Raw genomic sequence first — 22,163 nt, 5'->3', positions numbered from 1 at the left:
GGGCACATGCGCAACGCCGCACTGATATTGGGCGTGATCGGGGGGCTGATGGGGCTGGTCGTCGGGTTCCTCAGCTATGGCTACACCGAGGCGGTGAATGCCGTTGGCGAGGTTGACGGCCTGTTTCAACAGGTTGAAAATGTTCCGCTCGTGCGGGCCGCCGGAGTGGTGTCACCGATCCTGGCGCTGGCGGGTGCGGGTATGGCCAAGGTCCGGGCGCTTTGGGGCGGCATCCTGATGCTGGCGGGTGCAGGGGGCATGTACATGGGCTATGGCCTGGGCCTGTTCACCATCTTTCCGATCAGCTTCTGCGTGGTCGCGGCGCTGCTGGCGCTGGCCGCCGGTCAGCCGGATGAGCCGAAACCGCATTTCTGAACAGCAGCGCGTCCAGCGACAGGGCGCCGCCGCCCTTGACCACCAGCAGCATCAGCAGCAGAAACCACAGCCCGCGTTGATCCAGGATCAGCCCGTCGGGCGCCCGGTCGAACCACGCGCCCAGCGTCTCGGCGTGGGCGATGCCACCGTGACCATACAGATCCGTCAGGGTCTGCACGGTGACAAAGCCGATCATTGCCAACGCCGACAGCCGCGTCAGCAGACCCAGCACGATCAGGGCGGGCAGGATGAATTCGGCCAGAGTGCCGGCCACCACCACCGCCCATTGTAGCAGACCCAGCTGGCTGGCATCGTAGCCCGCGGCTTCCATCTGGCGGGGAAAGATCTGTGCATAGGCCCCCAGCGAGGGCGAGAAGACGCCCAGCAGCCCCGCGCCCGTCTTGGTCATGGCGGAGGCCCAGTAATAGGGCAGCAAGACAGCGGCAAACAGGAACCGTGCCAGCAGGGGCAGGATCGGTTCCATCCGGGAGAGCGGTTGCGTCGGGTCGGTCATGGCGTGATCTCCACATCGGTCAGGGCGCCGGCGCCCAGCAGCAGGGACAGCAGGGCGGTCAGGTCGAAATCCGGTGCCTCGGCCATGGCGGTTTCCAGCGCGGTGGCAAGGGGGACACCGTCCAGAACAGCGGCCAGGAAGGCGCCGCCACCGGGCGGTAGCAGCCGGGGCTGAGGGTCGTAGGCGGGGCGCAGGACCACGATGTCCTGGGCCTGGCGTGCGGGGGCGGGATGCGCCGGGTCCAGCGCGTGCAGGCGGATGTCATGCACCGGCCAATCGGACCGGATCAGCCGCAAGGACGGCGCCAGCCGCAGCCGCGCGCGTGCCAGGTCGGCGCCGTCCAGCGCGCCCAGCCGGTCGGGATCGGCGGGGCTGTGGTCGGCGGCGTGGTAGGATTGGCGCAGCGCCAGTTCCAGCCGCGCCAGGTCGGGCAGCGACCCCACATGCGCCAGCGGCGCGAAATCGCGCAGATATTCGGGCAGGTCCGTGCCGTAGCGCGACATCAGCGGCGTGGTCGGCGGACAATCCCGCAGGAACCGCCCCGCCAGGGTTCGCATGTTGTCGCGCCCCAGAAGCGCGGTCAGGGCCGGAAATCCTTCCAGCAGGGCGTCGGTCAGGCTCACGGCGACATTGTTGCGATACACGGCAAAGCGGCGACCGGCGCTGCCACCCTGGCCATCGGTCAGCCCCTCGGGAACTGGCGCCTGCGGGTTCAGCACGGCCGTGCGGAACGCGGCTTGCGGGCTGGTCATGCGGGTATCCGCGCCAGGGCACGTTCGGCGCGCCTTGCCTCTGCCGCCAGGACCGGCCAGCTGGGCACGTCGGTGTCCCATTCGATCAGCACAGGGCGTGGTCCGGCCTGGTCCAGCACTAGGTCCAGCAGGCTCCAGACCGGGTCTGCCACCTCTGCCCCGTGGCTGTCGATCAACAGGGGGCGGCCGGCATCGTCGGCATCCTCGTCATGGCCGCCAAGGTGGATCTCGCCCACGGCGTCCATCGGAAAATCGGCCACGTAATCGCGCGCGTCCAGGCCAAGGTTGGTGGCCGAGACGAAGACGTTGTTCACGTCCAGCAACAGGCCACAGCCGGTGCGTCGGGTGATCTCGCGCAGGAAATCGGTCTCTGTCATCTCGCTGTCGGCGAAGGCCAGGTAGGAGGACGGGTTCTCCAGCAGCATCCGGCGGCCCAGGTTTTCCTGCACCTGGTCGATATGATCGGCGACGCGGGTCAGCGTGGCGGCGGTATAAGGCAGCGGCAGGAGATCGTTCAGAAAGGCCCCCTCATGGGTCGACCAGGCCAGATGTTCGGAAAAGCTGGCCGGGTCCAGCCAGTCGCACAGTTGTTTCAGTCGGGCCAGGTGGTCGGGATCAAGAGGTGCCTCGCCGCCGATCGACAGGCCGACGCCATGGACCGAAATGGGGAACCGCTCCGCCAGGTGCCGCAGTTGGGCGATCGGGCGCCCGCCATCGCCCATGTAGTTCTCGGCGTGGATTTCCAGCCAGCCGACGGGCGCGGGATTCGACAGGATATCCAGGTAGTGCTGCGCCTTGTATCCGACGCCGGGCAGGGCGGGCAGACAGGGTTGGGGCGTGTCGAACATCGGGGAACCTCCGGCAGGGTGGACGGTGAGCGGTGAGCGGGGTGGCCCCGGCGCCCGTGGGATGGCGGCGGGGCCGGGGTGCGGCGCGCCCGGATGGGGAATGGCGCGCCGCCTGGCGGTCAGCCCTCCATCGGCAGGTCGCGTTCCAGCGCGGCCAGGCTGCCCATCTTGCCGTCGGGCAGCATCATGCTGGTGCCGTCGGCCAGGGTCGGGCTGTCGCTTTCGCAGGTGCCGTCCTGAACGAGTGTCCAGGCGTTGCCCTGGTAATCCACCTTGGAGGTGCCGGCACAGGTCGTGCCCGGCCCGGCGGCGCAATCGTTCTCTCCGGCCAGCGACACGCCGTAGCATTTCACGTTCTCTGCGGCATGGGCGGGGGTGGCCACCTGGGCGGCGAGGGCAGCGGCGAAGGCACCCGCGATGGCGGCGGTCTTGGTCGAATTGGACATGGTCATCTCCCTTTGTTTCGTCGGGGCACCAGCAGCGGTGCACCTGCCAAAACGGTAGAAGGCGGAGGCGCTGACGAACCACTCACGAGCCCGTCATTCACGCGGCCGTCAGCGCACGTCATTCGGCGTGAAAACCATTACCGTGTCCGGGCCTGTAAACATGGGCGGTTTTCCGCGCAGCTCACGCCCGCGTGGGAGGATCGCAACATTCCTGCGCGGGAATGTTTCAGTCTTTGCGGATCTTTCTGCGCTGCGGCAGGCGCCCGCGGGGGCGACGTTATCGAAAAGATACCCCGCGCCGCCCCGCATCGGCGCCCGGACACCCCGCATGACAGGGTTTCGCGGGCGATGGGTGCCGCCTTGTCTGCGGTGCGGGCACAGGAAGAACCGGCCCGCCCAGCCCCGGGCAAAGGGCGCCCAGAGGGGGGGCTTGCCCACAGTCCGCAATCCCCCCGCAAGGTGGAGGCAATTGGCAGATCGCGGTCAAAAGAAGGGGCGCGCCCGGGCAAAGGGCGCGCCCGGTCACGGCGCATCAATGCGGGCGGGCGGTCCCGTGCCGGCGCCCGGTGCAGCCCTCAGCGCAGGTCGGGCGCCCTGGCTTCGTCAACCAGCTGGGCGACGATCTCGTCCACGGTCTGGGTGCGGGTCTGCTTTTCCCCCAGTTTGCGGGTGGAGACGGTGCCCTCCTCCACCTCCTTCATGCCGCAGGCCAGGATATAGGGCACCTTGCCGACGGAATGTTCGCGGACCTTGTAGTTGATCTTCTCGTTCCGCAGGTCGGTTTCGGCCCGGATCCCGGCGGCGCGCAGGCGCGCGGCGACGGTTTCGCAATACTCATCCGCATCCGACACGATCGCGGCCACGACCACCTGCCGGGGCGCCAGCCACAGCGGCAGCTTGCCGGAATAGTTCTCTATCAGGATACCCAGGAACCGCTCGAACGAGCCGACGACAGCGCGGTGCAGCATGACGGGGCGGTGTTTTTCCCCGTCGGCACCGATATAGGAGGCGCCCAGCCGTTCCGGCAGGTTGGGATCCACCTGGAACGTGCCGCATTGCCAATCCCGGCCGATGGCATCGGTCAGGACGAATTCCAGCTTGGGCCCGTAAAAGGCGCCTTCGCCCTCGTTGATCGTGTAATCGTATCCTGCCGCGCGGGTGGCGTTGCCCAGGGCTGCTTCCACCCGATCCCATTCCTCTTCGCTGCCGATCCGTTTGTCCGGGCGGGTGGACAGTTTCACCGACCAGTCGGTAAAGCCCAGTTCGGCGTAGATATCGGCCAGGAATTCGATGAACTTCCGGGTTTCCGCCTCGATCTGATCGGGGGTGCAGAAAATATGCGCGTCATCCTGGGTAAAGCCGCGCACCCGCATGATGCCATGCAACGCGCCCGAGGGCTCGTACCGCGCGCAGGAGCCGAACTCCGCCATCCGCAGCGGCAGGTCGCGATAGGATTTCAGCCCGTGGTTGAAGATCTGCACGTGGCAGGGGCAGTTCATCGGCTTGAGCGCGTTGACCGTCTTTTCGCGGGCATGTTCCTCGTCCACCTCGACGATGAACATGTGCTCCTGGTAATTGTCCCAGTGGCCCGAGGCCTCCCACAGCTTGCGGTTGACGACCTGGGGGGTGTTGACCTCCACATAGCCGCCCTTTTCCTGCTTGCGGCGCATGTAGTCCTGCAAGGTCGTGTAGATCTTCCAGCCGTCCGCGTGCCAGAAGATCTGGCCCGGCGCTTCCTCCTGCATGTGGAACAGATCCATCTCCCGGCCCAGCTTGCGGTGGTCGCGTTTGGCGGCCTCCTCCAGCATGGTCAGGTGGGCCTTCAGGTCGTTGCGGTTGCGGAAGGCCACACCGTAGATCCGTTGCAGCATCGGGCGGGAACTGTCGCCCAGCCAATAGGCGCCGGCGACATGCATCAGCTTGAACGCATCGGCGGGGACCTGGCCGGTATGTTGAAGGTGCGGGCCACGGCACAGATCCTGCCAGTCGCCGTGCCAGTACATGCGGATCGGCTCATCGCCGGGGATGCGTTCGATCAGCTCCACCTTGAACGGCTCGCCCGCATCCTTGTAATGCTGGATCGCGCGGGCGCGGTCCCAGACTTCGGTTCGGACGGGGTCGCGGGCGTTGATGATTTCCTTCATCTTGGCCTCGATGGCGCCCAGATCCTCGGGGGTGAACGGTTCTTCCCGGTCGAAATCGTAGAACCAGCCGGCATCCCGCACCGGGCCGATGGTGACTTTGACGTCGGGCCACAGCTCCTGCACCGCGCGGGCCATGATATGCGCCAGATCATGACGGATCAGCTCCAGCGCGGGGGCGTCGTCCTGCATGGTGTGAATGGCGATCTCCGCATCCGCGTCGATGGGCCATTGCAGATCGTGATGCGCCCCGTTCACGGTGGCGCTGATCGCCTTCTTGGCCAGCGACTTGGAGATATCGGCGGCAACTTCCGCCGGGGTGATCCCTTGCGGGACCGCCTTCGTATTGCCGTCAGGAAATTTGAGGGAGATCTGAGCCATTTGCGGCCTCCTCGTCAGTTTGGCGCCCACGGAACGCCGGGTTGCGGGTTTTGTTGCGCGCCCTAAGTGATCGGACCTGCACGCAAAGTCAACCGAGGGCCGCATGACCAAAGCCAGCAATCGCAGCCCTGTCCGGGCGCTCTTCGCACGGATCACGGGCGCCAGCCTGACGCAGGCCGCCAGCGCCCCCCGGCAAGAGGCTCGCAACGGGCTGCGCCATGTCGGGTCGCTGGCCCTGACGAAGGTGGCCGACGGTTTGATTGATCCGAAGCTTGTCCTCAGCTGGCTGTTGTCTGCCCTGGGGGCGCCCGCCGTTTATGTCGGGGCGCTGGTGCCGATCCGGGAGGCAGGTGCCCTGCTGCCGCAGATCCTGCTGGCCGGCGGGCTGGCGCGGATGGGCCGGCGCAAATGGATGTGGGCGGCGGGATCGGCGGTGCAGGGTTCGGCCGCGCTGGGCATCGCGGCGGCGGGGCTGTGGCTGGACGGGGCGGCGGCGGGGCTGGCGATCTGCCTGCTGCTGGCCGTGCTGGCGCTGGCGCGTGCCGCGTGTTCGGTCTCGTTCAAGGACATCCTGGGCAAGACGGTAGAGGAGACGCGGCGCGGCGCGGTTACCGGATTGGCAGGGTCTGTCGCTTCGGTGGCGGTGGTAGGCTTTGCGCTGCTGCTGATGTCGGGCCTGTTGCAGGACCGGGGCGCGGTGCTGGCGGCGATCGCGTTGGCCGGGATCTTCTGGCTGATGGCCGCGCTGCTGTTCGCGACGCTGGAGGAACAGCGCAGCCACCCCGCCCGCGACAGACGGCCCGCGCTGCTGGCGCCGCTACGGCAGGACGCCCGGCTGCGCCGCTTCGTGCTGGTGCGGGGGCTGCTGGTCTCCACCGCGCTGGCGCCGCCGTATCTGGTGATTCTTGCTGGCGGCGAAGACGGAGCCGTCCTTGGCCGGTTGGGGGCGCTGGTGCTGGCCTCGGCGTTCGCCTCGCTGGTCAGCTCCTATGTCTGGGGGCGGCTGGCGGACCTGTCGTCACGGCGGGTGCTGGCGGCTTCGGGATTCGGTGGCGGCATGGCGATGGCGGCGATGCTGGCGCTGCACGGCCTGGGGCTGGGCGCGGCTGCCTGGGCCGGGCCGGTGGTGCTGTTCGTGCTGATGATCGCCTATCACGGGGTGCGGCAGGGCCGGTCGGTCTACCTGGTGGATATGGCCCCGGAGGACGCACGCAGCCGCTATACCGCCGTGGCGAACACCCTGATCGGCGGGCTGCTGCTGGTGTCGGGCGTGTTCGGTGGCGGGCTCAGCCTGATCGGGCCGGCCTGGGCGCTGGCCGGTTTCGCGGCGCTGGCGCTGTGCGGCGGAGTGCTGGCGCTGGCCCTGCTGGAGGAGGTGGAGACGCAGGGCTGACGAGTGGGTTCCGCGGTAGGGCCGCCCGCCACACCTTGCCCGTGGCGGGGGCCATCGGCGGGCCGTTGCCTGCTGCCTTTCGCCCGCCGCCCTGATCATGACCGCGCGCACTTGCCCCTGATCATGTCGCCATGGCATTGCATCGCCCAACGGAAGACCACCCGAAACGGGAGAGACAGACCATGGCCGAAACCCAGTTCCTGACCAATGCCCAGGGCCGCCGCATCGCCTATCACCAGACGCCCGGACAGGGGCCGGGGGTGGTGTTCCTGGGCGGTTTCATGTCCGACATGCAGGGCACCAAGGCGACGCATCTGGAGGATTGGTGCCGGGCGCAGGGCCGCGCCTATCTGCGGTTCGACTATTCCGGCCACGGTGAAAGCAACGGCAATTTCACCGACGGCTGCATCGGCGACTGGGCACAGGATGCCGAGGACGCGATATCCCTGCTGACGGAGGGGCCTCAGATCCTGGTCGGGTCGTCCATGGGCGGCTGGATCTCCCTGCTGATGTGCGCCCGTTTGGCCGATCGCGTCGCCGGGCTGGTGACCATCGCCGCCGCCCCCGATTTCACCGAGGACAGTATGTGGGCCGGGTTCGACGACATTCTGCGCGCCAAGCTGATGAAGGAAGGGCGGATCGCCATCCCTTCGGATTACGGCAGCCCCTATCCGATCACCCGCCGCCTGATCGAGGACGGTCGCGATCACCTGTTGCTGGACGCGCCGATCCAGCTGCCGTTTCCCGTGCGCTTCCTGCAGGGTACGGCGGACACGGATGTGACCACCGACAAGGCCATGCGCCTGCTGGAGGCCGCCCGTGGCGCCGATATCCGCCTGACGTTGGTCAAGGGCGCCGATCACCGGTTCTCCACCCCCGAATGCCTTGACTTGCTGACTCAGGCGATTGCGGAGGTCAGCCAGCCCTGATGCCGGACCGGTGCACGGCGCCATGCCACGCCGCATGCCGTGTGGGTGCGGCGCCGGGGCTGGTCGCCGGGCCACGTGCCAGGCTTCTGCGCCGGGGGTCTTGCGTTTCCGGTGGCATCTGAAAAACTGTGCGCAGTCCGGCCCTTGGTCCGCTCTGCCCGGTGGGTTCTCTGTCACCGGGGCAGGGTAGCCGGGGGCCATTCCCCACGGGGCGCCCGCGCAAGGGGCCGCCCGTGGCCACCTGATCCTGCGGGGCGGGCCGTGCGCCATGCGGCTGTGTGCCCCGACCCGTCCGCCCCCTCCGTGGGCGCGCGCCCGGACCCGATCCGGTAACCGTGCGGCCGCATCCCTGAGCGAGTGAATGATGAGCGAACCCCTCGTCCTGATTCCCGGCCTGATGTGTGATGCGCGGGTCTTTGGCACGCTGATGCGGTCGATGGCGACGGAACGCTGCGTGACCATCGCCATGCCCACACGGGGTGACCGGATGGAGGCCTTTGCCGACAGCTTGCTGTCCGAATTGCCGCAGCGCTTTGCCCTGCTGGCCTACGATCTGGGCGGTGGTGTCGCGCTGGAGATGGTGCGCAAGGCGCCGCAGCGGATCACCCGGCTGGCGCTCCTGTCGACCTCGCCATTGGCCGATACGCCGCAGCAATCCGCCGACCGGGAAGCGCTGCTGGTCAAAGCCCGCGCCGGACGGCTGGAGGACGCCCTGCGCGCCGCCCTGCCGCTGAACGCGCTGGACGACACGCCCCGGCGCCGCGATCTTCAGAATGGCTATGTGAAGATGGGGATGGATCTTGGCGTCGAGGTGCTGACCCGTCAGATCCGGGCGCTGCAACGGCGCCGCGACCAGCAGGCGGCGCTGCGGCGGTTGCGGGCGCCGACGCTGGTCCTGTGCGGCGCCGCGGACACCCTGACCCCACCCAGCCGTCACGAGTTCATGGCCAGGATGATCCCCGATGCGGAGCTGGCGGTCCTGGATGGGGCGGGGCACCTGCCGACGCTGGAACAGCCCGACACCGTGCGCGCGGCCCTGCAACGCTGGCTGGCGATGCCCTACCTGCTGAAGTAGGGGGGCGGGCGCGGCGGATGGGATGGCCCTCCTGTCCGGGATCTTTCTCAGGCGCGGGGGTGCGCCTTGCGGTAGACATCCATCAGCCGGGCGTTGTCCACGGCGGTATAGGCCTGAGTCGTGGACAGGGAGGCATGGCCCAGCAATTCCTGAATGGCCCGCAGATCGCCGCCCGCGTTCAGCAGGTGGGTGGCGAAGGAATGGCGCATTGCATGGGGGGTGGCACTGGCGGGCAAGCCCATCTGGGCGCGCACCTGAGCCATTACCGACTGGATCGCGCGGGCCGACAGGGCGCCGCCCTTGATGCCGCGAAACACCGGGTCATCCCCCTCCAGCGGCCAGGGCGACAGCGCCAGATAGCGGTCCACCGCGTCGCGTGCCGGGGCGATGACCGGCACCACGCGTTCCTTGCCCCCCTTGCCGGTGATCCGCAGCGAGACGCCCATCGGCAGGTCGGCGCCGCGCAGCGACAGCGCCTCTGAAATCCGCAACCCGCAGCCATAGAGCAGAGTCACCACCGCCACGTCGCGCGCCGCCACCCAGGGCCGGTGATCCTGCTCGCCGACGATCTGCAACAGATCGCGGGCCGTATCCTCGGCCACCGGGCGGGGCAGTTTGCGCTGATAGCGGGGGGTGCGGGTGGAGAGGACGGCGGTTGCGTCGAAGCCCTCCCGCTCTGACAGGTAGCGGTAGAAGCCGCGCACGGCAGAGACCTTGCGCGCCAGCGACCGCTTGCCCAGGTTGCCCTGCCGCAGCTGCGCCATCCAGGCCCGCATGTCCGAGGTCCCGACCTCCGCCAGCGGGGCAAGCCCGGCGGCGCCGCCCCGGTGGATCGCGATGAAGGCCAGGAATTCGCCCACGTCGGCGGCATAGGCGGTGATCGTGGCCTCCGCCCGGCCGCGCAATGCGCGCTCCCCCTCCAGCCAGGACTGGAGCGCGTCTCGCGCCGCGGGAGAGATCAGGCTCATCCCCGGCGCCCCTCAGGACAGCCAGCGGCGCATCGTACGTTCGAACACGCCGGCAAAGAAGGTCAGCAGATCGGTGCCCTGTTGCGGGGCGAATTGATGCGGATCCTCCGATCCCAGCAGCAGCATCCCCGGCAGGCGACCGGGGCCGAAATCAAGGCGCAGACAGGCCTCCGACAGCATCCAGTCGGCCTGTTCGGCATACAGCGCCTCCCGCCCGCCTTGCAGCTGGCGCAGCATCACGACCTTGTCCGGGCCGTGACGGTGGCCGTCCATGTAGGCAGCGACAAAGCCCGGTTCGACCACGCGCAGCACCTGGCCCAGCCGGCGCACGGCGGGATCGTTGCCGTCCTGGGTGCTTTCCAGCACCAGGTGCAGACAATCGACGCCCAGTATTTCGGCCACGTCGCCGCCAAGGTCGCGCAGGAACGTCTCGAATTCGTCGGGGTCCATCAGGCGCAGGATCGCGCGATGCACCTGGTTGGTGCCGGCGAGGTTCTCGTAGGCGGCGGCGATCACCGACCTGTGGGTGTCCTCCAGCCGGTCCAGCCGGGCCTCCAGCCGTTCCATGGCGATGCCGCGCAGATCGACGATGTTGTTGCCCATCGTCTTTTCATTCGCGGCGATCAGGGCGCGCATCACGTCCTTGTCGTCCAGGATGGAATCGGGATGGGAAATGATGCGATCGCGCATCTGCGCGTCGAGTTCGGGAATGCCGCTCATGCCTGCCTTACCTCTTTTCGGCGACAGGATAGCAGATCCGGCGCCTGATTGGGGTGTTTTCTGCCCCGCCTGCGCCGGTTTTCCGGTTCGCAGCATCCCGGACGGGCCGGGCGGCGGGGCAGGCGGTGGAGATCAGAGGATCTTGATTCCCGCCGCCTTGATGTCGGACAGGAAGGCGTCCAGCCCCTTGTCGGTCAGCGGATGGGAGGCCAGAGACTTGATCACGGCGGGCGGTGCGGTGATCACGTCGGCACCGATGCGCGCGCTGTCGGCGACATGGTTGACCGTACGGATCGACGCGGCCAGGATCTGCGTCTCGAAGCCGTAATTGTCATAGACGGTGCGGATGTCCTCGATCAGCTCCATGCCGTCGATGTTGATGTCGTCCAGCCGCCCGATGAAGGGAGAGATGAAGGTCGCCCCGGCCTTGGCCGCCAGCAGCGCCTGATTGACGGAGAAGCACAGGGTGACATTGACCATGTTGCCCTCGTCCGAAAGCACCTTGCAGGCCTTCAGCCCGTCCCAGGTCAGCGGCACCTTTACGGCGATGTTGTCGGCGATCTGGGCCAGCTTGCGGCCCTCGGCGATCATCTCTTCGGCATCGGTGGCGGTGACTTCGGCGCTGACCGGGCCTTCGACCAGGTCGCAGATCTCCTTGGTCACTTCCAGAATGTCGCGGCCGGATTTCTTGATCAGCGAGGGGTTGGTCGTGACACCGTCCACCATGCCCAGATCGTTCAATTCGCGGATCGCCTCGATATCGGCGGTATCGACGAAAAATTTCATTGCGGCTCCCTCCTCGGGGATTGATATTCCTCGTCCTGCGTTTAACCGATAGGGTCCATGTCCGAAACCCCCATGACATCCCGAGGCCCAGCGTGACCGCCGATCTTCCCGACCATTTCGCGGCCGGGCAAGTCGTGTCCGTGCTGACCACCCAGCCGCTGGATCGGCCGCTGGATTACCTGGCGCCCGACGGCGGGTGCCATATGGGCGCCTTTGTCCAGGTGCCGCTGGGTCCGCGCCAGGTGTCGGGCGTGGTCTGGGGGCCGGGGGCGGGCGATTTCCCACGGGAGAAATTGCGCGCTGTGGCCCGTGTTCTGGACGTGGCCCCGATGCGCGAAGAGATGCGCGAATTCCTGATCCGGGCCGGGGCCTACACCCTGACGCCGCTGCCCGCGATGCTGCGGCTGGCGACCCGCGCGCCGGGGCTGGGGGCGCCGCCCTCGATGCAAAAGGTCTATGCGCTGGGCCATCGGGAGCCGGACCGAATGACCCCCGCCCGCCAGAAGGTGCTGGCCGTGCTGGAGGAATTCGACGGCGCCGTCTTCGCTCAGACGGAGCTGGCAGAGGCCGCCGGCGTCTCGACCTCGGTGATCAAGGGGCTGGTGGCTCAGGGCGCGGTGGAGGAGCGCGCGGCGCCGCGCGATCTGCCCTATCCGCATCTGGACCCGGCCCGGCGTGGCAAGCCGCTGACCGACAGCCAGCGCGCGGCGGCCGACCACCTGCGCGCGGGCATCGCGGCGCGGCAGTACGGCACAACGCTGCTGCGCGGTGTCACCGGCTCTGGCAAGACGGAGGTCTATCTGGAATCGGTCGCGGCCTGTCTGTCGCAGGGGCGGCAGGCGCTGGTGCTGCTGCCGGAAATCGCCCTGTCCGCCGAGTTCCTGAAACGGGTGGAGGCCCGGTTCGGCGCCAAACCTGCCGAATGGCATTCCGGCGTCACCCAGACCGAACGCCGCCGTGCGTGGAAAATGGTGGGACAGGGCGAGGCTCAGCTGGTCGTCGGCGCCCGGTCGGCCCTGTTCCTGCCCTATCGCGATCTGGGCCTGATCGTCGTGGATGAGGAACACGACACCTCCTACAAGCAGGAGGACGGTGTGCTGTACAACGCGCGGGATATGGCGGTGCTGCGGGCCTCGCTCACGCAGGGGCGTGTGGTGTTGGCCTCGGCCACGCCGTCGCTGGAAAGCTGGGTGAATGCCAAGGCGGGGAAATACGACCGGATCGACCTGACCGACCGGTTCGGCGCGGCGGTCCTGCCGCGCATGGCGGCCATCGACATGCGGAGGGAGGCGCTGGAACGGGCGCGCTGGATCTCTCCCACGTTGAAAGGCGCGATCCGCGACCGGCTGGAGAAGGGAGAGCAATCGTTGCTGTTCCTCAACCGCCGCGGCTTTGCCCCCGTGACGATCTGCCGGGCCTGCGGGGAGCAGATCGGTTGCGATCATTGCGATGCGCGGATGGTCGAACACCGGTTCCTGAAACGGCTGGTCTGCCACCAATGCGGCGAAAGCAAACCCGTGCCGGAGGCCTGCCCCTCCTGCGAGGTCGAAGGCAAGCTGGCCCCGGTCGGCCCCGGTGTCGAACGGCTGACGGAGGAGGCGGAGACATTGTTCCCGGAGGCCCGGATCGCCACGCTGTCCTCGGATCTCTTTTCCTCCGCCCGCGCGCTGAAAGCGGGGGTGGAGGCGATTGCCCAGGGGGGCGCCGACATCATCGTCGGAACCCAGCTGGTGGCCAAGGGGCACAATTTTCCGCTGCTGACGCTGGTGGGGGTGATCGACGCGGATCTGGGGTTGCAGGGGTCGGACCTGCGGGCCGCCGAACGGACCTTTCAGCTGATGCGGCAGGTGGCGGGGCGTGCCGGGCGGCAGGACCGGCCGGGGGAGGCGCTGTTGCAGACCTTCCAACCCGAGCATCCGGTAATCCGCGCCATCCTGTTCGGCGACGAGACGGAGTTCTGGGATGCGGAGGCCGCCGCCCGGCAGGCCGCCGGAGTGCCGCCTTTTGGCCGGATGGCCGGGATCATCCTGTCCGCCGGTCGGGAGGAAGACGCATTTGCCGCCGCGCAGACTTTGGTGCGCAACGACGGCGCGCTGCGTCGGGCCGGGGCGCAGGTGCTGGGCCCTGCCGCCGCGCCCATCGCGCGCATCCGGGGACGGCACCGGGTGCGCCTGCTGGTCCGTGCGCCCAAGGGGGCGCCGCTGCAACAGGCCGTCGCCGACTGGATCGCCCCCATGCGACTGCCTCGCGACACGCGGCTGAGCGTGGATATCGACCCGCAGAGCTTCCTCTGACAGCCATGGTTCTGGGTTCGGGTAGCTGGGAATGGATTTAGGGCGCGGCTCGGGCGGCTGCGTGCGATCTGCCCGGCTCCGCAGGGCGGCAGGTTACTCGGGCTTTTGACCCGAAGGCCGACCCGAAAGCCGCCCGCCGAGATCGCGCCACGCCTCGCCGCAGTCCTCCTATCCCCGCGACGCCTGCGTTCCCGCGCTGGCGCCGTTGCGGAACTGAAATCTCGCCTTTCGCGGGTCAGGGGCGTATGGGATTCGCATGACACGCACGACTCGCCTTGATCAGGCAGCGGAGCTGCCGATCTGGCGGCGACCTGTCACTCTGCTGTTCCTCATGGCTGCGGCCATGCCCGTGGCCTTTGCGACGTGGTCGGCGCTGCTGAACAATTTCGTCATCGAAGTGGCGCAGTTCGACGGATCGGACATCGGCTGGCTGCACACGGTGCGCGAGATCCCCGGTTTCCTGGCCGTGGGAGTGATCGCCGTCATCCTGTTTGTCCGCGAACAGGTGCTGGCGATGGTGTCGCTGATCCTGCTGGGCGTGGCCACGGCAATTACTGCCTGGTTCCCCTCGCTTGGCGGGATCCTGATGATCACGCTGCTGTCGTCGATCGGGTTCCATTACTACGAGACGGTGAACCAATCCCTGCAATTGCAATGGCTGACCAAGGAAGAGGCTCCGCGCGTGCTGGGCCTGCTGCTGGCCGCCGGATCGGCGGCGACGCTGGCCTCCTACGGGCTGATCGTTCTGCTGTGGGAGCCGCTGGGCCTGACCTACAACATGGTCTACCTGGCCTCGGGCGGGTTCACCGCGTTGTTGGCGCTGTTCGCCCTGCTGGCCTATCCGCAATTCGAGGCGCCGAACCCGCAGATCAAGAAAATGGTGCTGCGCCGCCGCTACTGGCTGTATTACGCGATGCAATTCATGGCGGGCGCCCGGCGGCAGATCTTCGTGGTGTTCGCGGGGTTCATGATGGTCGAACGCTTCGGCTTTGCGGTGCACGAGGTCACGGGCCTGTTCCTCATCAACCTGGTCGCCAATATGATGATCGCGCCGCTGATGGGCCATGCCGTCGCCCGGTTCGGGGAGCAGAAGACCTTGCTGTTCGAATATGTCGGGCTGGTGATCGTCTTCACCGCCTATGCGGGGGTGTACTACTTCAGCTGGGGCGTGCTGCTGGCCGCCACGCTCTACGTCATCGATCACCTGCTGTTCGGGCTGGCGCTGGCGCTGAAGACCTATTTCCAGAAGATCGCCGATCCGCGCGATATCGCGCCTACGGCAGCGGTTGCCTTTACCATCAACCACATTGCGGCGGTCTTCCTTCCGGCCGGTCTGGGCTACTTGTGGCTCTACTCACCCGGTGCGGTCTTTGTCGTGGCGGCGGGGATGGCGGCAACCTCCTTCGCGTTGGCGCTGCTGATCCCGCGCCATCCTGCGCCGGGCAACGAGACGCGGCTGGGCCTGGTGCGCGACAGCGCACCGGCGGAGTGACCGTCGCCTGCTGTGCCAAACGACCCTGGCCGCCGCCGTGCCTGCCCCCGCCCGATCAGCCGCGCCCGCTTGCGAGCGGCGCCGGTGTCATCCCCGCTTGACCCCGCGCGCCGACGCGCATACCCCGCGCCAAACCCAAGGAGCGTGCCATGCCCACCTTTACCGCCCTCACGACCCTGCCCGGCAAGGCCCAGGCCCATGCGCTGGGGGAGGCGATGGATCGCCTGACCCCCGAGCCCACCGGCGTCGGGGTGTTCGAGATGGAAGACGGTTCGGGCCTGTGGGAGGTCGGCGGCTATTTCACCGAAAGCCCCGACACCGCCGGGCTGGCGCTGCTGGCCACGATGCATGGCGCGCAGCCCTTCGCCGTATCGGAGCTGCCGGAAACCGACTGGGTGGCCAAGGTGCGCCGGGAGCTGGCGCCGGTGCGCGCCGGTCGGTTCTTCGTCTACGGATCACATGACGCGGACAAGGTGCCAGAGGATTGCGTGCCTCTGCTGATCGAGGCGGCGATGGCCTTCGGCACCGGGCATCACGGGACCACGCTGGGGTGCCTTCGGGCGCTCGACCGGCTGGACAATCAGGGCATCCGCTGTGATCGCGTCGCCGATATCGGCTGCGGCACCGCCGTGCTGGCGATGGCGGCGGCCCGGATCTGGCCCGGCACGCCTATAGCCTCGGACATCGATCCCGTCGCGGTCGAGGTGGCAGAGGCCAACCTGACCGCCAATGGCATGGCCGGACGCCTGACCTGTGTGGAAGCGGCGGGCTTTGACCATCCGATCCTGCAGGACGGCGCCCCCTATGGCCTGATCTTTGCCAATATCCTGATGGGTCCGCTGATCCATCTGGCGCCCGACATCGCCACCCACCTGGCGCCCGGCGGCCATGCCGTCCTGTCCGGCCTGCTGGTCGAACAAGCCGAGACGGTGCAAGCCGCCTATACGGACCAGGGTCTGACCCTCGCCCACCGCGAAGATATCGGGGAATGGACCACGCTGACCCTGGCGCGGGCGGAATAGACATCCCCCGCCGTCACCGGAATTCTGCCGCAAAACCGCCCGAAACTGACGTCATACTGGTCCGACTGGCTCCAAACCGCGTCAGAGGCGACCATGCGAAACAGCTTTTTCGGAGAATTCGACGAGCGTATCACCCGGATTGATCGGAAGCACCAGAAGATGCGCGGCGGCTATCGTGCGCAGGATGACGGCACCGGGTTGATCCGCATCCGCCCCAATCCCCGTTTGCGCCGAACCCTGCTGCGGCGCCCGTTGCGGGTGGTGGTGTTCCTGGTCCTCGGGCTGACCCTGTTCAAGGCGGTGCTGCTGACCGACCTGGGCCCCGCCACCTATGCAGCGCGGCTGGCGCCACTGGCCGATGGGGCCATCTGGGACCGCGCCGGCGGTTTCGTCATGCAGGTCGACCCGGTGACGCGGGCGATCTCGCATCAATTGAATGCGGCCCTCGCAGCGCTGTTCTGACTGGCCCTGCCCTGAGCGGGTCCAAGGCGGATCGGACATGAAAAGGGCCGGCACTGTTCACCAGCCCCGGCCCGGATCCCCCATCCACGACGTCAGCGCGTCGCGGCGGTCGTGTCAGCGGCGGACACCGTCGATGTCACCGCGGCTCAAGCCGATGTCATACAATTCGTGATCGGTCAGGCGGCAAAGCGCGTCGCGAGTGACGCGGGCATCGTTCCAGTCGCGCAATGCCTGGTGGGCGAGGGACAGGCCACGGCCGAGACGGCCGAAAACGGCAGTGCCGTCGATGGTGCGGGGTACATAGAGCATGGCAGACATGGGGATTGTCCTTTTTTCGGGCCGCTGGGGCGTGTGGTCGAAACCCGAACTAGGCGCGCGAAAACCGCCGCGCAATACACCATTTCTGCACAGGCCACTTGCGATTTTTGCATGGCTGAAATCCGCTGTAACTGACTGAAACAAGGAGAAATAATCCGCCTCTCATGATGTCGTTTTCAGACCATCTTTCGCCGTTTCGGAGCGCCGGTATCCCGGCGCCGACATGGCGGTGTCGTTTTTGGTTCGTCCGGCAAATGACTTGGAGAATGTTCCCGTTTCGTGCTAGATCGGAAAAAAGATCTGCGGAACCGGGTTCAGCAGGCGGGCAGTGGCGCGAAAGGCGGGCAGAACCATGCGGATTATCGGGTTGGACCCCGGATTGCGCCATCTTGGATGGGGCGTGATTCGGGTCGAGGGTAGCAAGATCACCCATGTCGCAAACGGCACCTGCGACACAATCGCCGGCACGGGGGAGGGCGATCTGGCGCTGCGGCTGCTGTCGCTGCACGATCAATTGACTGCCGTGATCGCGCAATACGCCCCCCAGGCCGCAGCGGTGGAGCAGGTCTTTGTCAACCGGGACGGCGCCGGAACGCTGAAGCTGGGGCAGGCACGGGCGATCGCCCTTCTGGTGCCCGCGCAGGCCGGTCTGTCGGTGGCGGAATACGCGCCCAACAAGGTAAAGAAGACGGTGGTCGGCGTCGGCCATGCGGAAAAGCAGCAGGTGGATCACATGGTGCGGCTGCAATTGCCGGGCTGCGCGCCGTCCTCTCCCGATGCGGCGGATGCGCTGGCCATCGCGATCTGCCACGCGCATCATAGGCGGGCACCGGGTTTGCGGGAAAGGACCACGGCATGATCGGACGGTTGGCCGGGCGGATCGACGCCAAGGGGATGGACCACGTGCTGCTGGATGTGCGCGGCGTGGGCTATATCGTGCATTGCTCGGACCGTACGCTGGCCGCGCTGCCGCCGGTGGGCGGGCAGGCCGCGCTGTACACCGATCTGCTGGTGCGGGAAGACCTGCTGCAATTGTTCGGCTTTCCGACCATGGTGGAAAAGGAATGGCATCGCCTGTTGATGTCGGTCCAGGGGGTGGGGGCCAAGGCGTCGCTTGCGATCCTGGGCACGCTGGGCCCCGACGGGGTCAGCCGCGCCATCGCCCTGAGCGACTGGAACGCGGTAAAGGCTGCCAAGGGCATCGGCCCCAAGACCGCGCAGCGCGTCGTGAACGAACTGAAGGACAAGGCGCCGGCCATCATGGCCATGACCAGCCCGCCCGCCGCCGCCTCGGCCCCGGACACGGTGATCGCGGACACGGATGCGCCTGCTCCCGTCCCCGCCGCTGCGCCGGTCTCTGACCCTGATGCCAGCGCCCAGGCCGATGCCCTGTCGGCGCTGACCAACCTGGGATATCAACCGGGAGAGGCCGCCGCTGCCGTGGCCCGCGCCATGGAGGAGGCCGGCGACACCGCCGGGGTGATCCGTACCGCGCTGCGTCTTCTCGCGCCCAAGGAGTGATGATGACCCGATCCGCCCGCCGCTGTGCCTCTGACCCGGCCCGCCTGCCTGATCTCGCCGCCCACCGAACCGGGGCTGCCCGTGTCTGATGCCGGTCCCGATCCGCTGATGCGGCCCGCTCCACTGGAAGAAGACGCCGCCGCCGACACCCGCGCCCTGCGGCCGCAGGGTCTGGGCGAATTTATTGGCCAGGCGGAGGCGCGGTCCAACCTGCGCGTCTTCATCCAATCCGCCCGCCAGCGGGGGGAGGCGATGGACCACACGCTGTTCCACGGTCCGCCCGGTCTGGGGAAAACGACGTTGGCGCAGATCATATCCCGCGAATTGGGGGTAAATTTCCGCATGACTTCGGGCCCGGTGCTGGCCAAGGCCGGGGATCTGGCCGCGATCCTCACCAATCTTGAGGCGCGCGATGTCCTGTTCATCGACGAGATCCACCGCCTGAACCCCGCGGTGGAGGAAGTCCTCTATCCCGCGCTGGAGGATTTCGAGCTGGACCTGGTGATCGGCGAAGGCCCCGCCGCGCGCACCGTGCGGATCGAATTGCAGCCCTTTACTCTGGTCGGGGCGACTACGCGGCTGGGCCTGCTGACCACGCCGCTGCGCGACCGGTTCGGCATTCCGGTGCGGCTGCAATTCTACACGGTGGAGGAATTGTTCGAGATCGTCACCCGCAACGCCCGCCTGCTGGGCGCCCCCGCCGACCGCGACGGCGCGATGGAGATTGCGCGGCGCGCCCGCGGCACGCCCCGGATCGCCGGGCGGTTGCTGCGCCGGGTGGTGGATTTCGCGGTGGTGGAGGGGGGCGGCCACATCTCCCGCGCGCTTGCCGACAGCGCGCTGACGCGGCTGGGCGTGGACGGGCTGGGGCTGGACCTCTCCGACCGGCGCTACCTTCAGCTGATCGGGGAAAGCTACAGCGGCGGCCCGGTGGGCATCGACACCATCGCCGCTGCGTTGTCCGAAAGCCGCGATGCGATCGAGGACGTGATCGAACCCTACCTGCTGCAACAGGCGCTGATCCAACGGACGCCACGCGGGCGGATGCTGGCGCCGCGCGGCTGGCGGCACCTGGGCCTGAACCCGCCGAAGGGGGTGCCGGATCTGTTCGACGATTGACCCCGGCATTGCATCCCCCGTTTCTGGGCCTTAGGGCATGACCCCGCAGTCAGATCCTGGCCGTTCAGGCCCCAGACCCGAGGATGACGTGAGCACCGGACCCGAGATTTCCGCCCCCGATGTAGAGGCCCTGTTCACCGATCCGGAGACCGGGTTCCGTTTTGCCCGATGGGGCCGGCCTGTGGTGCCGGTCGTCTTTGGCGCGGCGGACGAGAGCATCGGCGTGCTGAAGGGCGCGATCGAGGCGGTGGTTGCCACCGCCGGGCACAGCATGGCCGAAACGGATCCCGAACTGGGCGCCAACCTGATGGTGTTCTTCATGCAGGATTGGCAGGAACTGGCCGAACTCCCCAACCTCGGAGAGATGGTGCCGGACCTGCCCCGGCTGCTGGACCGGCTGGCGGCCAGCGGAGCGGATCAGTACCGGTTCTTCCGCTTCGACAGCGACATGTCGATCAAGGCGAGCTTTGTGTTCATCCGCATGGGGGGCGCCATGGCGGCGATGCCGGCCGCCGATCTGGGGCTGGAGCAGGCGATGAAATCGCTGCTGTCGTGGTCTCCTGCGGCCTTTTCCGGTCGCTCTGCGCTCGCCACGATCGAGGGACGACGCGGCGCCGTGCTGCGCCCGGATCTGGCCGCCATCCTGAACGCCGCCTATGATCCGGTGCTGCCCGTCGCTTCCGAGGATCCGGTGATCACCCACCGCATCGCCGCACGCGCCCGCCGCGCCTTTGCCTGAGCGATAGCGCCGGGAGGGGCAGGGCGGTTTGGTGATCGCGCGGGCGGCGGGTTGCGGTTTGTTTGACGGCTTGCCCTTCGTCCGCGCCGGTGCTTTGCTGGGTGGGCCCAATCAAAGGACGCCCGCCCGTGGATCACCGTTTCTCCCTGCGTGTCTATTACGAGGACACGGACCTTGCGGGCATCGTCTACTATGCCAATTACCTGAAGTTCATCGAACGCGCCCGGTCCGAATGGGTGCGCGGGCTGGGAGTCGATCAGGCGGCGTTGAAGGAAGACGAGGGGCTGGTGTTCGCCGTCCGCCGGGTTGAGGCCGATTACCTGTCCCCCGCCCGGTTCGACGACATGCTGGAGGTCATCACCCGCCCCGAGGCCGTGACCGGCGCGCGCATCGTGCTGGAGCAGGACGTGGTCCGTGACGGGGAGGTTCTGTTCAGCGCCACCGTGACGCTGGTGATGCTGTCGGGCAATGGCCTGCCGACGCGGCTTCCGGCAAATATCCGCCTGCTTTTGCACTGACCCGCCGACAGAAGGCGCCAAAGCCCGCGTATCAGCCGTGTCGGGGGGCGCTGGCGGTGGCTCCTCGCGGCAATATGATGGCCAATACGCTTGATCTGCGCTAGTTTGCGCAGCAATGAGGCCACGAAACCAGGCCCGACGCTGAGTTGGCACCGAGACAGAGCAGGTACATGGAAACAGAAACCCTCGCACTCGCGCAGGAGATGGATTTCTCCATGTGGGCGCTTTTCGCCCGCGCGACCTTTACCGTGAAAATGGTCATGCTGATGCTGATCGTCGCTTCGTTCTGGAGTTGGTCGATCATCGTGCAGAAGCTGATCGCCTATCGCCGTGCGCGGTGGGAGGCGTCGCGGTTTGATCGCGCCTTCTGGTCGGGGGAGCCTCTGGACGGGCTCTATGAACAGATCGGGCCGGACCCGCGCGGCCGCAGTCAGCGCATCTTTGCCGCCGGGATGACGGAATGGCGCCGCTCCCACCGGGAGGACGGGCGCATGATCGCGGGCGCGCAGGCGAGGATCGACCGATCCATGGACGTGGCCATCGCCAAGGAGGCGGAAACCCTGCAATCGGGCCTGCCGGTGCTGGCGACCGTCGGATCCACCGCGCCGTTTGTCGGGCTGTTCGGGACTGTCTGGGGCATCATGCATGCCTTCATCGGTATTGCGGAGCAGCAGAACACCAATCTGGCCGTGGTCGCCCCCGGCATCGCGGAGGCGCTGCTGGCCACCGGTCTGGGGCTGCTGGCGGCGATCCCGGCGGTTGTCTTCTACAACAAGCTTTCGGCGGACAGTGACCGGCTGGTCGGCGGTTACGAGGCCTTTGCCGACGAATTCTCCACCATCCTGTCGCGTCAGCTGGACAGCTGACATGGGCGCGGGTGTGGTGCAGAAATCCGGCGGATCGGGGCGGCGCGGGCGGCGGCGCGGTGGTCGCGCGCGGCCCATGGCGGAGATCAACGTGACGCCGTTTGTCGACGTGATGCTGGTGCTGCTGATCATCTTCATGGTCGCGGCGCCGCTGATGGTCGCGGGCGTGCCCGTGGAGCTGCCCAAGACGGCGGCAGAGGCGCTGCCTTCCGACGCGGAAGAGCCGCTGACCGTGACCGTCACAGCGGAGGGGGGCGTGATGATCCAATCGGCCGAAACGGATCGCGCCGACCTGGTGAACAAGCTGCGCGCCGTGGCCGCCGAGCGGTCCTCGGATCGGGTTTACGTGCGCGCGGACGGCAATGTGCCCTATGCGCAGGTCATGGAGGTCATGGGCGCGCTGAACCGGGGCGGGTTCTCCAACATCGGGTTGGTGACGGAAAGCGGCGGTCCGACGCTGGACGCCGGGACCAACTGAGGTCGT

General features: G+C 67.6%; 24 protein-coding genes. 15 read left to right on the top strand and 9 right to left on the bottom strand.

Features of this window, described 5'->3' with window-relative positions:
* Positions 1-6: 6 nt before the first annotated feature.
* On the top strand, positions 7-375 hold the full coding sequence (locus tag G5A46_RS01655) for a hypothetical protein (protein ID WP_163846683.1): 369 nt from the start codon (positions 7-9) through the stop codon (positions 373-375).
* Here G5A46_RS01655 and G5A46_RS01650 read toward each other — a convergent pair.
* From G5A46_RS01650 to thrS, 5 genes are all read right to left on the bottom strand, one after another.
* Positions 302-889, bottom strand: coding sequence for a DoxX family membrane protein (locus G5A46_RS01650; protein ID WP_163846681.1), 588 nt, complete (start codon positions 887-889; stop codon positions 302-304). The two genes, G5A46_RS01655 and G5A46_RS01650, sit on opposite strands and share 74 nt — an antisense overlap.
* A complete protein-coding gene (locus G5A46_RS01645; protein ID WP_163846679.1) occupies positions 886-1,641 on the bottom strand; it encodes an HvfC/BufC N-terminal domain-containing protein in 756 nt (251 codons plus the stop codon). The genes G5A46_RS01650 and G5A46_RS01645 overlap by 4 nt, the downstream gene beginning before the upstream one ends.
* Positions 1,638-2,489 (bottom strand): MNIO family bufferin maturase, encoded by an 852-nt coding sequence (gene bufB, locus G5A46_RS01640; protein WP_163846678.1) that lies wholly within the window; start codon positions 2,487-2,489, stop codon positions 1,638-1,640. Before bufB ends, G5A46_RS01645 begins: the two co-directional genes overlap by 4 nt.
* A gap of 119 nt (positions 2,490-2,608) precedes the next feature.
* Entirely contained in the window at positions 2,609-2,935 is a 327-nt protein-coding gene (locus tag G5A46_RS01635; RefSeq protein WP_163846675.1) for a BufA1 family periplasmic bufferin-type metallophore, read from the bottom strand.
* A 575-nt stretch (positions 2,936-3,510) separates the two neighbouring features.
* Positions 3,511-5,457 (bottom strand): threonine--tRNA ligase, encoded by a 1,947-nt coding sequence (thrS, locus tag G5A46_RS01630; RefSeq protein ID WP_163846673.1) that lies wholly within the window; start codon positions 5,455-5,457, stop codon positions 3,511-3,513.
* A 103-nt stretch (positions 5,458-5,560) separates the two neighbouring features.
* On the opposite strand from thrS, the gene G5A46_RS01625 reads away from it, so the two are divergent.
* From G5A46_RS01625 to G5A46_RS01615, 3 genes are all read left to right on the top strand, one after another.
* Positions 5,561-6,850, top strand: a complete 1,290-nt coding sequence (locus G5A46_RS01625; protein WP_163846672.1) for an MFS transporter — start codon at positions 5,561-5,563, stop codon at positions 6,848-6,850.
* 182 nt (positions 6,851-7,032) lie between these two features.
* Positions 7,033-7,779 (top strand): alpha/beta hydrolase, encoded by a 747-nt coding sequence (locus G5A46_RS01620; protein WP_163846670.1) that lies wholly within the window; start codon positions 7,033-7,035, stop codon positions 7,777-7,779.
* 364 nt (positions 7,780-8,143) lie between these two features.
* The gene (locus tag G5A46_RS01615) at positions 8,144-8,854 is read left to right on the top strand and encodes an alpha/beta fold hydrolase (protein WP_163846668.1); all 711 of its coding nucleotides are present in this window, start codon (positions 8,144-8,146) and stop codon (positions 8,852-8,854) included.
* 47 nt (positions 8,855-8,901) lie between these two features.
* Here G5A46_RS01615 and G5A46_RS01610 read toward each other — a convergent pair whose 3' ends face one another.
* The 3 genes from G5A46_RS01610 to fsa all read right to left on the bottom strand — a co-directional run bounded on the left by G5A46_RS01610 (position 8,902) and on the right by fsa (position 11,328).
* The gene (locus G5A46_RS01610; protein WP_163846666.1) at positions 8,902-9,822 is read right to left on the bottom strand and encodes a tyrosine recombinase XerC; all 921 of its coding nucleotides are present in this window, start codon (positions 9,820-9,822) and stop codon (positions 8,902-8,904) included.
* Between the two features lie 12 nt (positions 9,823-9,834).
* Positions 9,835-10,542: a DUF484 family protein gene (locus G5A46_RS01605; RefSeq protein WP_163846663.1), complete on the bottom strand. Its 708-nt coding sequence runs from the start codon at positions 10,540-10,542 to the stop codon at positions 9,835-9,837.
* Positions 10,543-10,674: 132 nt separating this feature from the next.
* Complete coding sequence (fsa, locus tag G5A46_RS01600) at positions 10,675-11,328, bottom strand: fructose-6-phosphate aldolase (protein WP_163846661.1); 654 nt, start codon at positions 11,326-11,328, stop codon at positions 10,675-10,677.
* A gap of 92 nt (positions 11,329-11,420) precedes the next feature.
* Between fsa and G5A46_RS01595 the strand changes: the two genes are divergently transcribed.
* The 4 genes from G5A46_RS01595 (at position 11,421) to G5A46_RS01580 (ending at position 16,598) form a co-directional block, all read left to right on the top strand.
* Positions 11,421-13,622: a primosomal protein N' gene (locus G5A46_RS01595; protein WP_163846658.1), complete on the top strand. Its 2,202-nt coding sequence runs from the start codon at positions 11,421-11,423 to the stop codon at positions 13,620-13,622.
* Positions 13,623-13,878: 256 nt separating this feature from the next.
* Positions 13,879-15,114, top strand: a complete 1,236-nt coding sequence (locus tag G5A46_RS01590; RefSeq protein WP_163846657.1) for an MFS transporter — start codon at positions 13,879-13,881, stop codon at positions 15,112-15,114.
* A gap of 149 nt (positions 15,115-15,263) precedes the next feature.
* Positions 15,264-16,136, top strand: a complete 873-nt coding sequence (locus G5A46_RS01585; RefSeq protein WP_163846655.1) for a 50S ribosomal protein L11 methyltransferase — start codon at positions 15,264-15,266, stop codon at positions 16,134-16,136.
* Between the two features lie 93 nt (positions 16,137-16,229).
* Positions 16,230-16,598, top strand: a complete 369-nt coding sequence (locus tag G5A46_RS01580) for a hypothetical protein (RefSeq protein WP_163846653.1) — start codon at positions 16,230-16,232, stop codon at positions 16,596-16,598.
* Positions 16,599-16,712: 114 nt separating this feature from the next.
* On the opposite strand, the gene G5A46_RS01575 is transcribed toward G5A46_RS01580, so the two are convergent.
* Complete coding sequence (locus G5A46_RS01575; protein ID WP_239520564.1) at positions 16,713-16,916, bottom strand: DUF1127 domain-containing protein; 204 nt, start codon at positions 16,914-16,916, stop codon at positions 16,713-16,715.
* Positions 16,917-17,268: 352 nt separating this feature from the next.
* Here G5A46_RS01575 and ruvC point away from each other — a divergent pair, with 352 nt between their 5' ends.
* The 7 genes from ruvC to tolR all read left to right on the top strand — a co-directional run bounded on the left by ruvC (position 17,269) and on the right by tolR (position 22,157).
* Positions 17,269-17,775 carry a crossover junction endodeoxyribonuclease RuvC gene (ruvC, locus tag G5A46_RS01570; protein ID WP_163846651.1) on the top strand — a complete coding sequence of 169 codons (507 nt, stop codon included), beginning with the start codon at positions 17,269-17,271 and terminating at the stop codon, positions 17,773-17,775.
* Entirely contained in the window at positions 17,772-18,437 is a 666-nt protein-coding gene (ruvA, locus tag G5A46_RS01565) for a Holliday junction branch migration protein RuvA (protein ID WP_163846649.1), read from the top strand. Before ruvC ends, ruvA begins: the two co-directional genes overlap by 4 nt.
* A 108-nt stretch (positions 18,438-18,545) precedes the next feature.
* Complete coding sequence (gene ruvB / locus G5A46_RS01560) at positions 18,546-19,556, top strand: Holliday junction branch migration DNA helicase RuvB (protein ID WP_420821360.1); 1,011 nt, start codon at positions 18,546-18,548, stop codon at positions 19,554-19,556.
* Positions 19,557-19,662: 106 nt separating this feature from the next.
* On the top strand, positions 19,663-20,295 hold the full coding sequence (locus G5A46_RS01555; protein ID WP_163849833.1) for a hypothetical protein: 633 nt from the start codon (positions 19,663-19,665) through the stop codon (positions 20,293-20,295).
* 128 nt (positions 20,296-20,423) lie between these two features.
* Positions 20,424-20,813 (top strand): tol-pal system-associated acyl-CoA thioesterase, encoded by a 390-nt coding sequence (gene ybgC / locus G5A46_RS01550; RefSeq protein WP_163846645.1) that lies wholly within the window; start codon positions 20,424-20,426, stop codon positions 20,811-20,813.
* A gap of 170 nt (positions 20,814-20,983) precedes the next feature.
* Positions 20,984-21,679 (top strand): protein TolQ, encoded by a 696-nt coding sequence (tolQ, locus tag G5A46_RS01545; RefSeq protein WP_163846643.1) that lies wholly within the window; start codon positions 20,984-20,986, stop codon positions 21,677-21,679.
* A gap of 1 nt (position 21,680) precedes the next feature.
* On the top strand, positions 21,681-22,157 hold the full coding sequence (gene tolR / locus G5A46_RS01540; protein WP_163846641.1) for a protein TolR: 477 nt from the start codon (positions 21,681-21,683) through the stop codon (positions 22,155-22,157).
* Positions 22,158-22,163 lie beyond the last annotated feature (6 nt).

It is taken from the genome of Pseudooceanicola aestuarii (assembly GCF_010614805.1).
Classification (GTDB): domain Bacteria; phylum Pseudomonadota; class Alphaproteobacteria; order Rhodobacterales; family Rhodobacteraceae; genus Pseudooceanicola; species Pseudooceanicola aestuarii.
Note: the sequence above shows the minus strand (reverse complement) of the source record. Positions and strands in the feature narration are given on the sequence as shown.

Coding starts and splice junctions, on each gene's coding strand:
- fsa (WP_163846661.1), bottom strand. CDS start 11,328: ATGAAATTTTTCGTCGATACCGCCGATATCGAGGCGATCCGCGAATTG.
- G5A46_RS01590 (WP_163846657.1), top strand. CDS start 13,879: ATGACACGCACGACTCGCCTTGATCAGGCAGCGGAGCTGCCGATCTGG.
- thrS (WP_163846673.1), bottom strand. CDS start 5,457: ATGGCTCAGATCTCCCTCAAATTTCCTGACGGCAATACGAAGGCGGTC.
- tolQ (WP_163846643.1), top strand. CDS start 20,984: ATGGAAACAGAAACCCTCGCACTCGCGCAGGAGATGGATTTCTCCATG.
- G5A46_RS01625 (WP_163846672.1), top strand. CDS start 5,561: ATGACCAAAGCCAGCAATCGCAGCCCTGTCCGGGCGCTCTTCGCACGG.
- ruvC (WP_163846651.1), top strand. CDS start 17,269: ATGCGGATTATCGGGTTGGACCCCGGATTGCGCCATCTTGGATGGGGC.
- G5A46_RS01635 (WP_163846675.1), bottom strand. CDS start 2,935: ATGTCCAATTCGACCAAGACCGCCGCCATCGCGGGTGCCTTCGCCGCT.
- ruvA (WP_163846649.1), top strand. CDS start 17,772: ATGATCGGACGGTTGGCCGGGCGGATCGACGCCAAGGGGATGGACCAC.
- G5A46_RS01650 (WP_163846681.1), bottom strand. CDS start 889: ATGACCGACCCGACGCAACCGCTCTCCCGGATGGAACCGATCCTGCCC.
- G5A46_RS01610 (WP_163846666.1), bottom strand. CDS start 9,822: ATGAGCCTGATCTCTCCCGCGGCGCGAGACGCGCTCCAGTCCTGGCTG.
- tolR (WP_163846641.1), top strand. CDS start 21,681: ATGGGCGCGGGTGTGGTGCAGAAATCCGGCGGATCGGGGCGGCGCGGG.
- G5A46_RS01620 (WP_163846670.1), top strand. CDS start 7,033: ATGGCCGAAACCCAGTTCCTGACCAATGCCCAGGGCCGCCGCATCGCC.
- G5A46_RS01605 (WP_163846663.1), bottom strand. CDS start 10,542: ATGAGCGGCATTCCCGAACTCGACGCGCAGATGCGCGATCGCATCATT.
- G5A46_RS01615 (WP_163846668.1), top strand. CDS start 8,144: ATGAGCGAACCCCTCGTCCTGATTCCCGGCCTGATGTGTGATGCGCGG.
- G5A46_RS01655 (WP_163846683.1), top strand. CDS start 7: ATGCGCAACGCCGCACTGATATTGGGCGTGATCGGGGGGCTGATGGGG.
- G5A46_RS01575 (WP_239520564.1), bottom strand. CDS start 16,916: ATGTCTGCCATGCTCTATGTACCCCGCACCATCGACGGCACTGCCGTT.
- G5A46_RS01645 (WP_163846679.1), bottom strand. CDS start 1,641: ATGACCAGCCCGCAAGCCGCGTTCCGCACGGCCGTGCTGAACCCGCAG.
- G5A46_RS01585 (WP_163846655.1), top strand. CDS start 15,264: ATGCCCACCTTTACCGCCCTCACGACCCTGCCCGGCAAGGCCCAGGCC.
- ruvB (WP_420821360.1), top strand. CDS start 18,546: ATGCGGCCCGCTCCACTGGAAGAAGACGCCGCCGCCGACACCCGCGCC.
- G5A46_RS01580 (WP_163846653.1), top strand. CDS start 16,230: ATGCGAAACAGCTTTTTCGGAGAATTCGACGAGCGTATCACCCGGATT.
- bufB (WP_163846678.1), bottom strand. CDS start 2,489: ATGTTCGACACGCCCCAACCCTGTCTGCCCGCCCTGCCCGGCGTCGGA.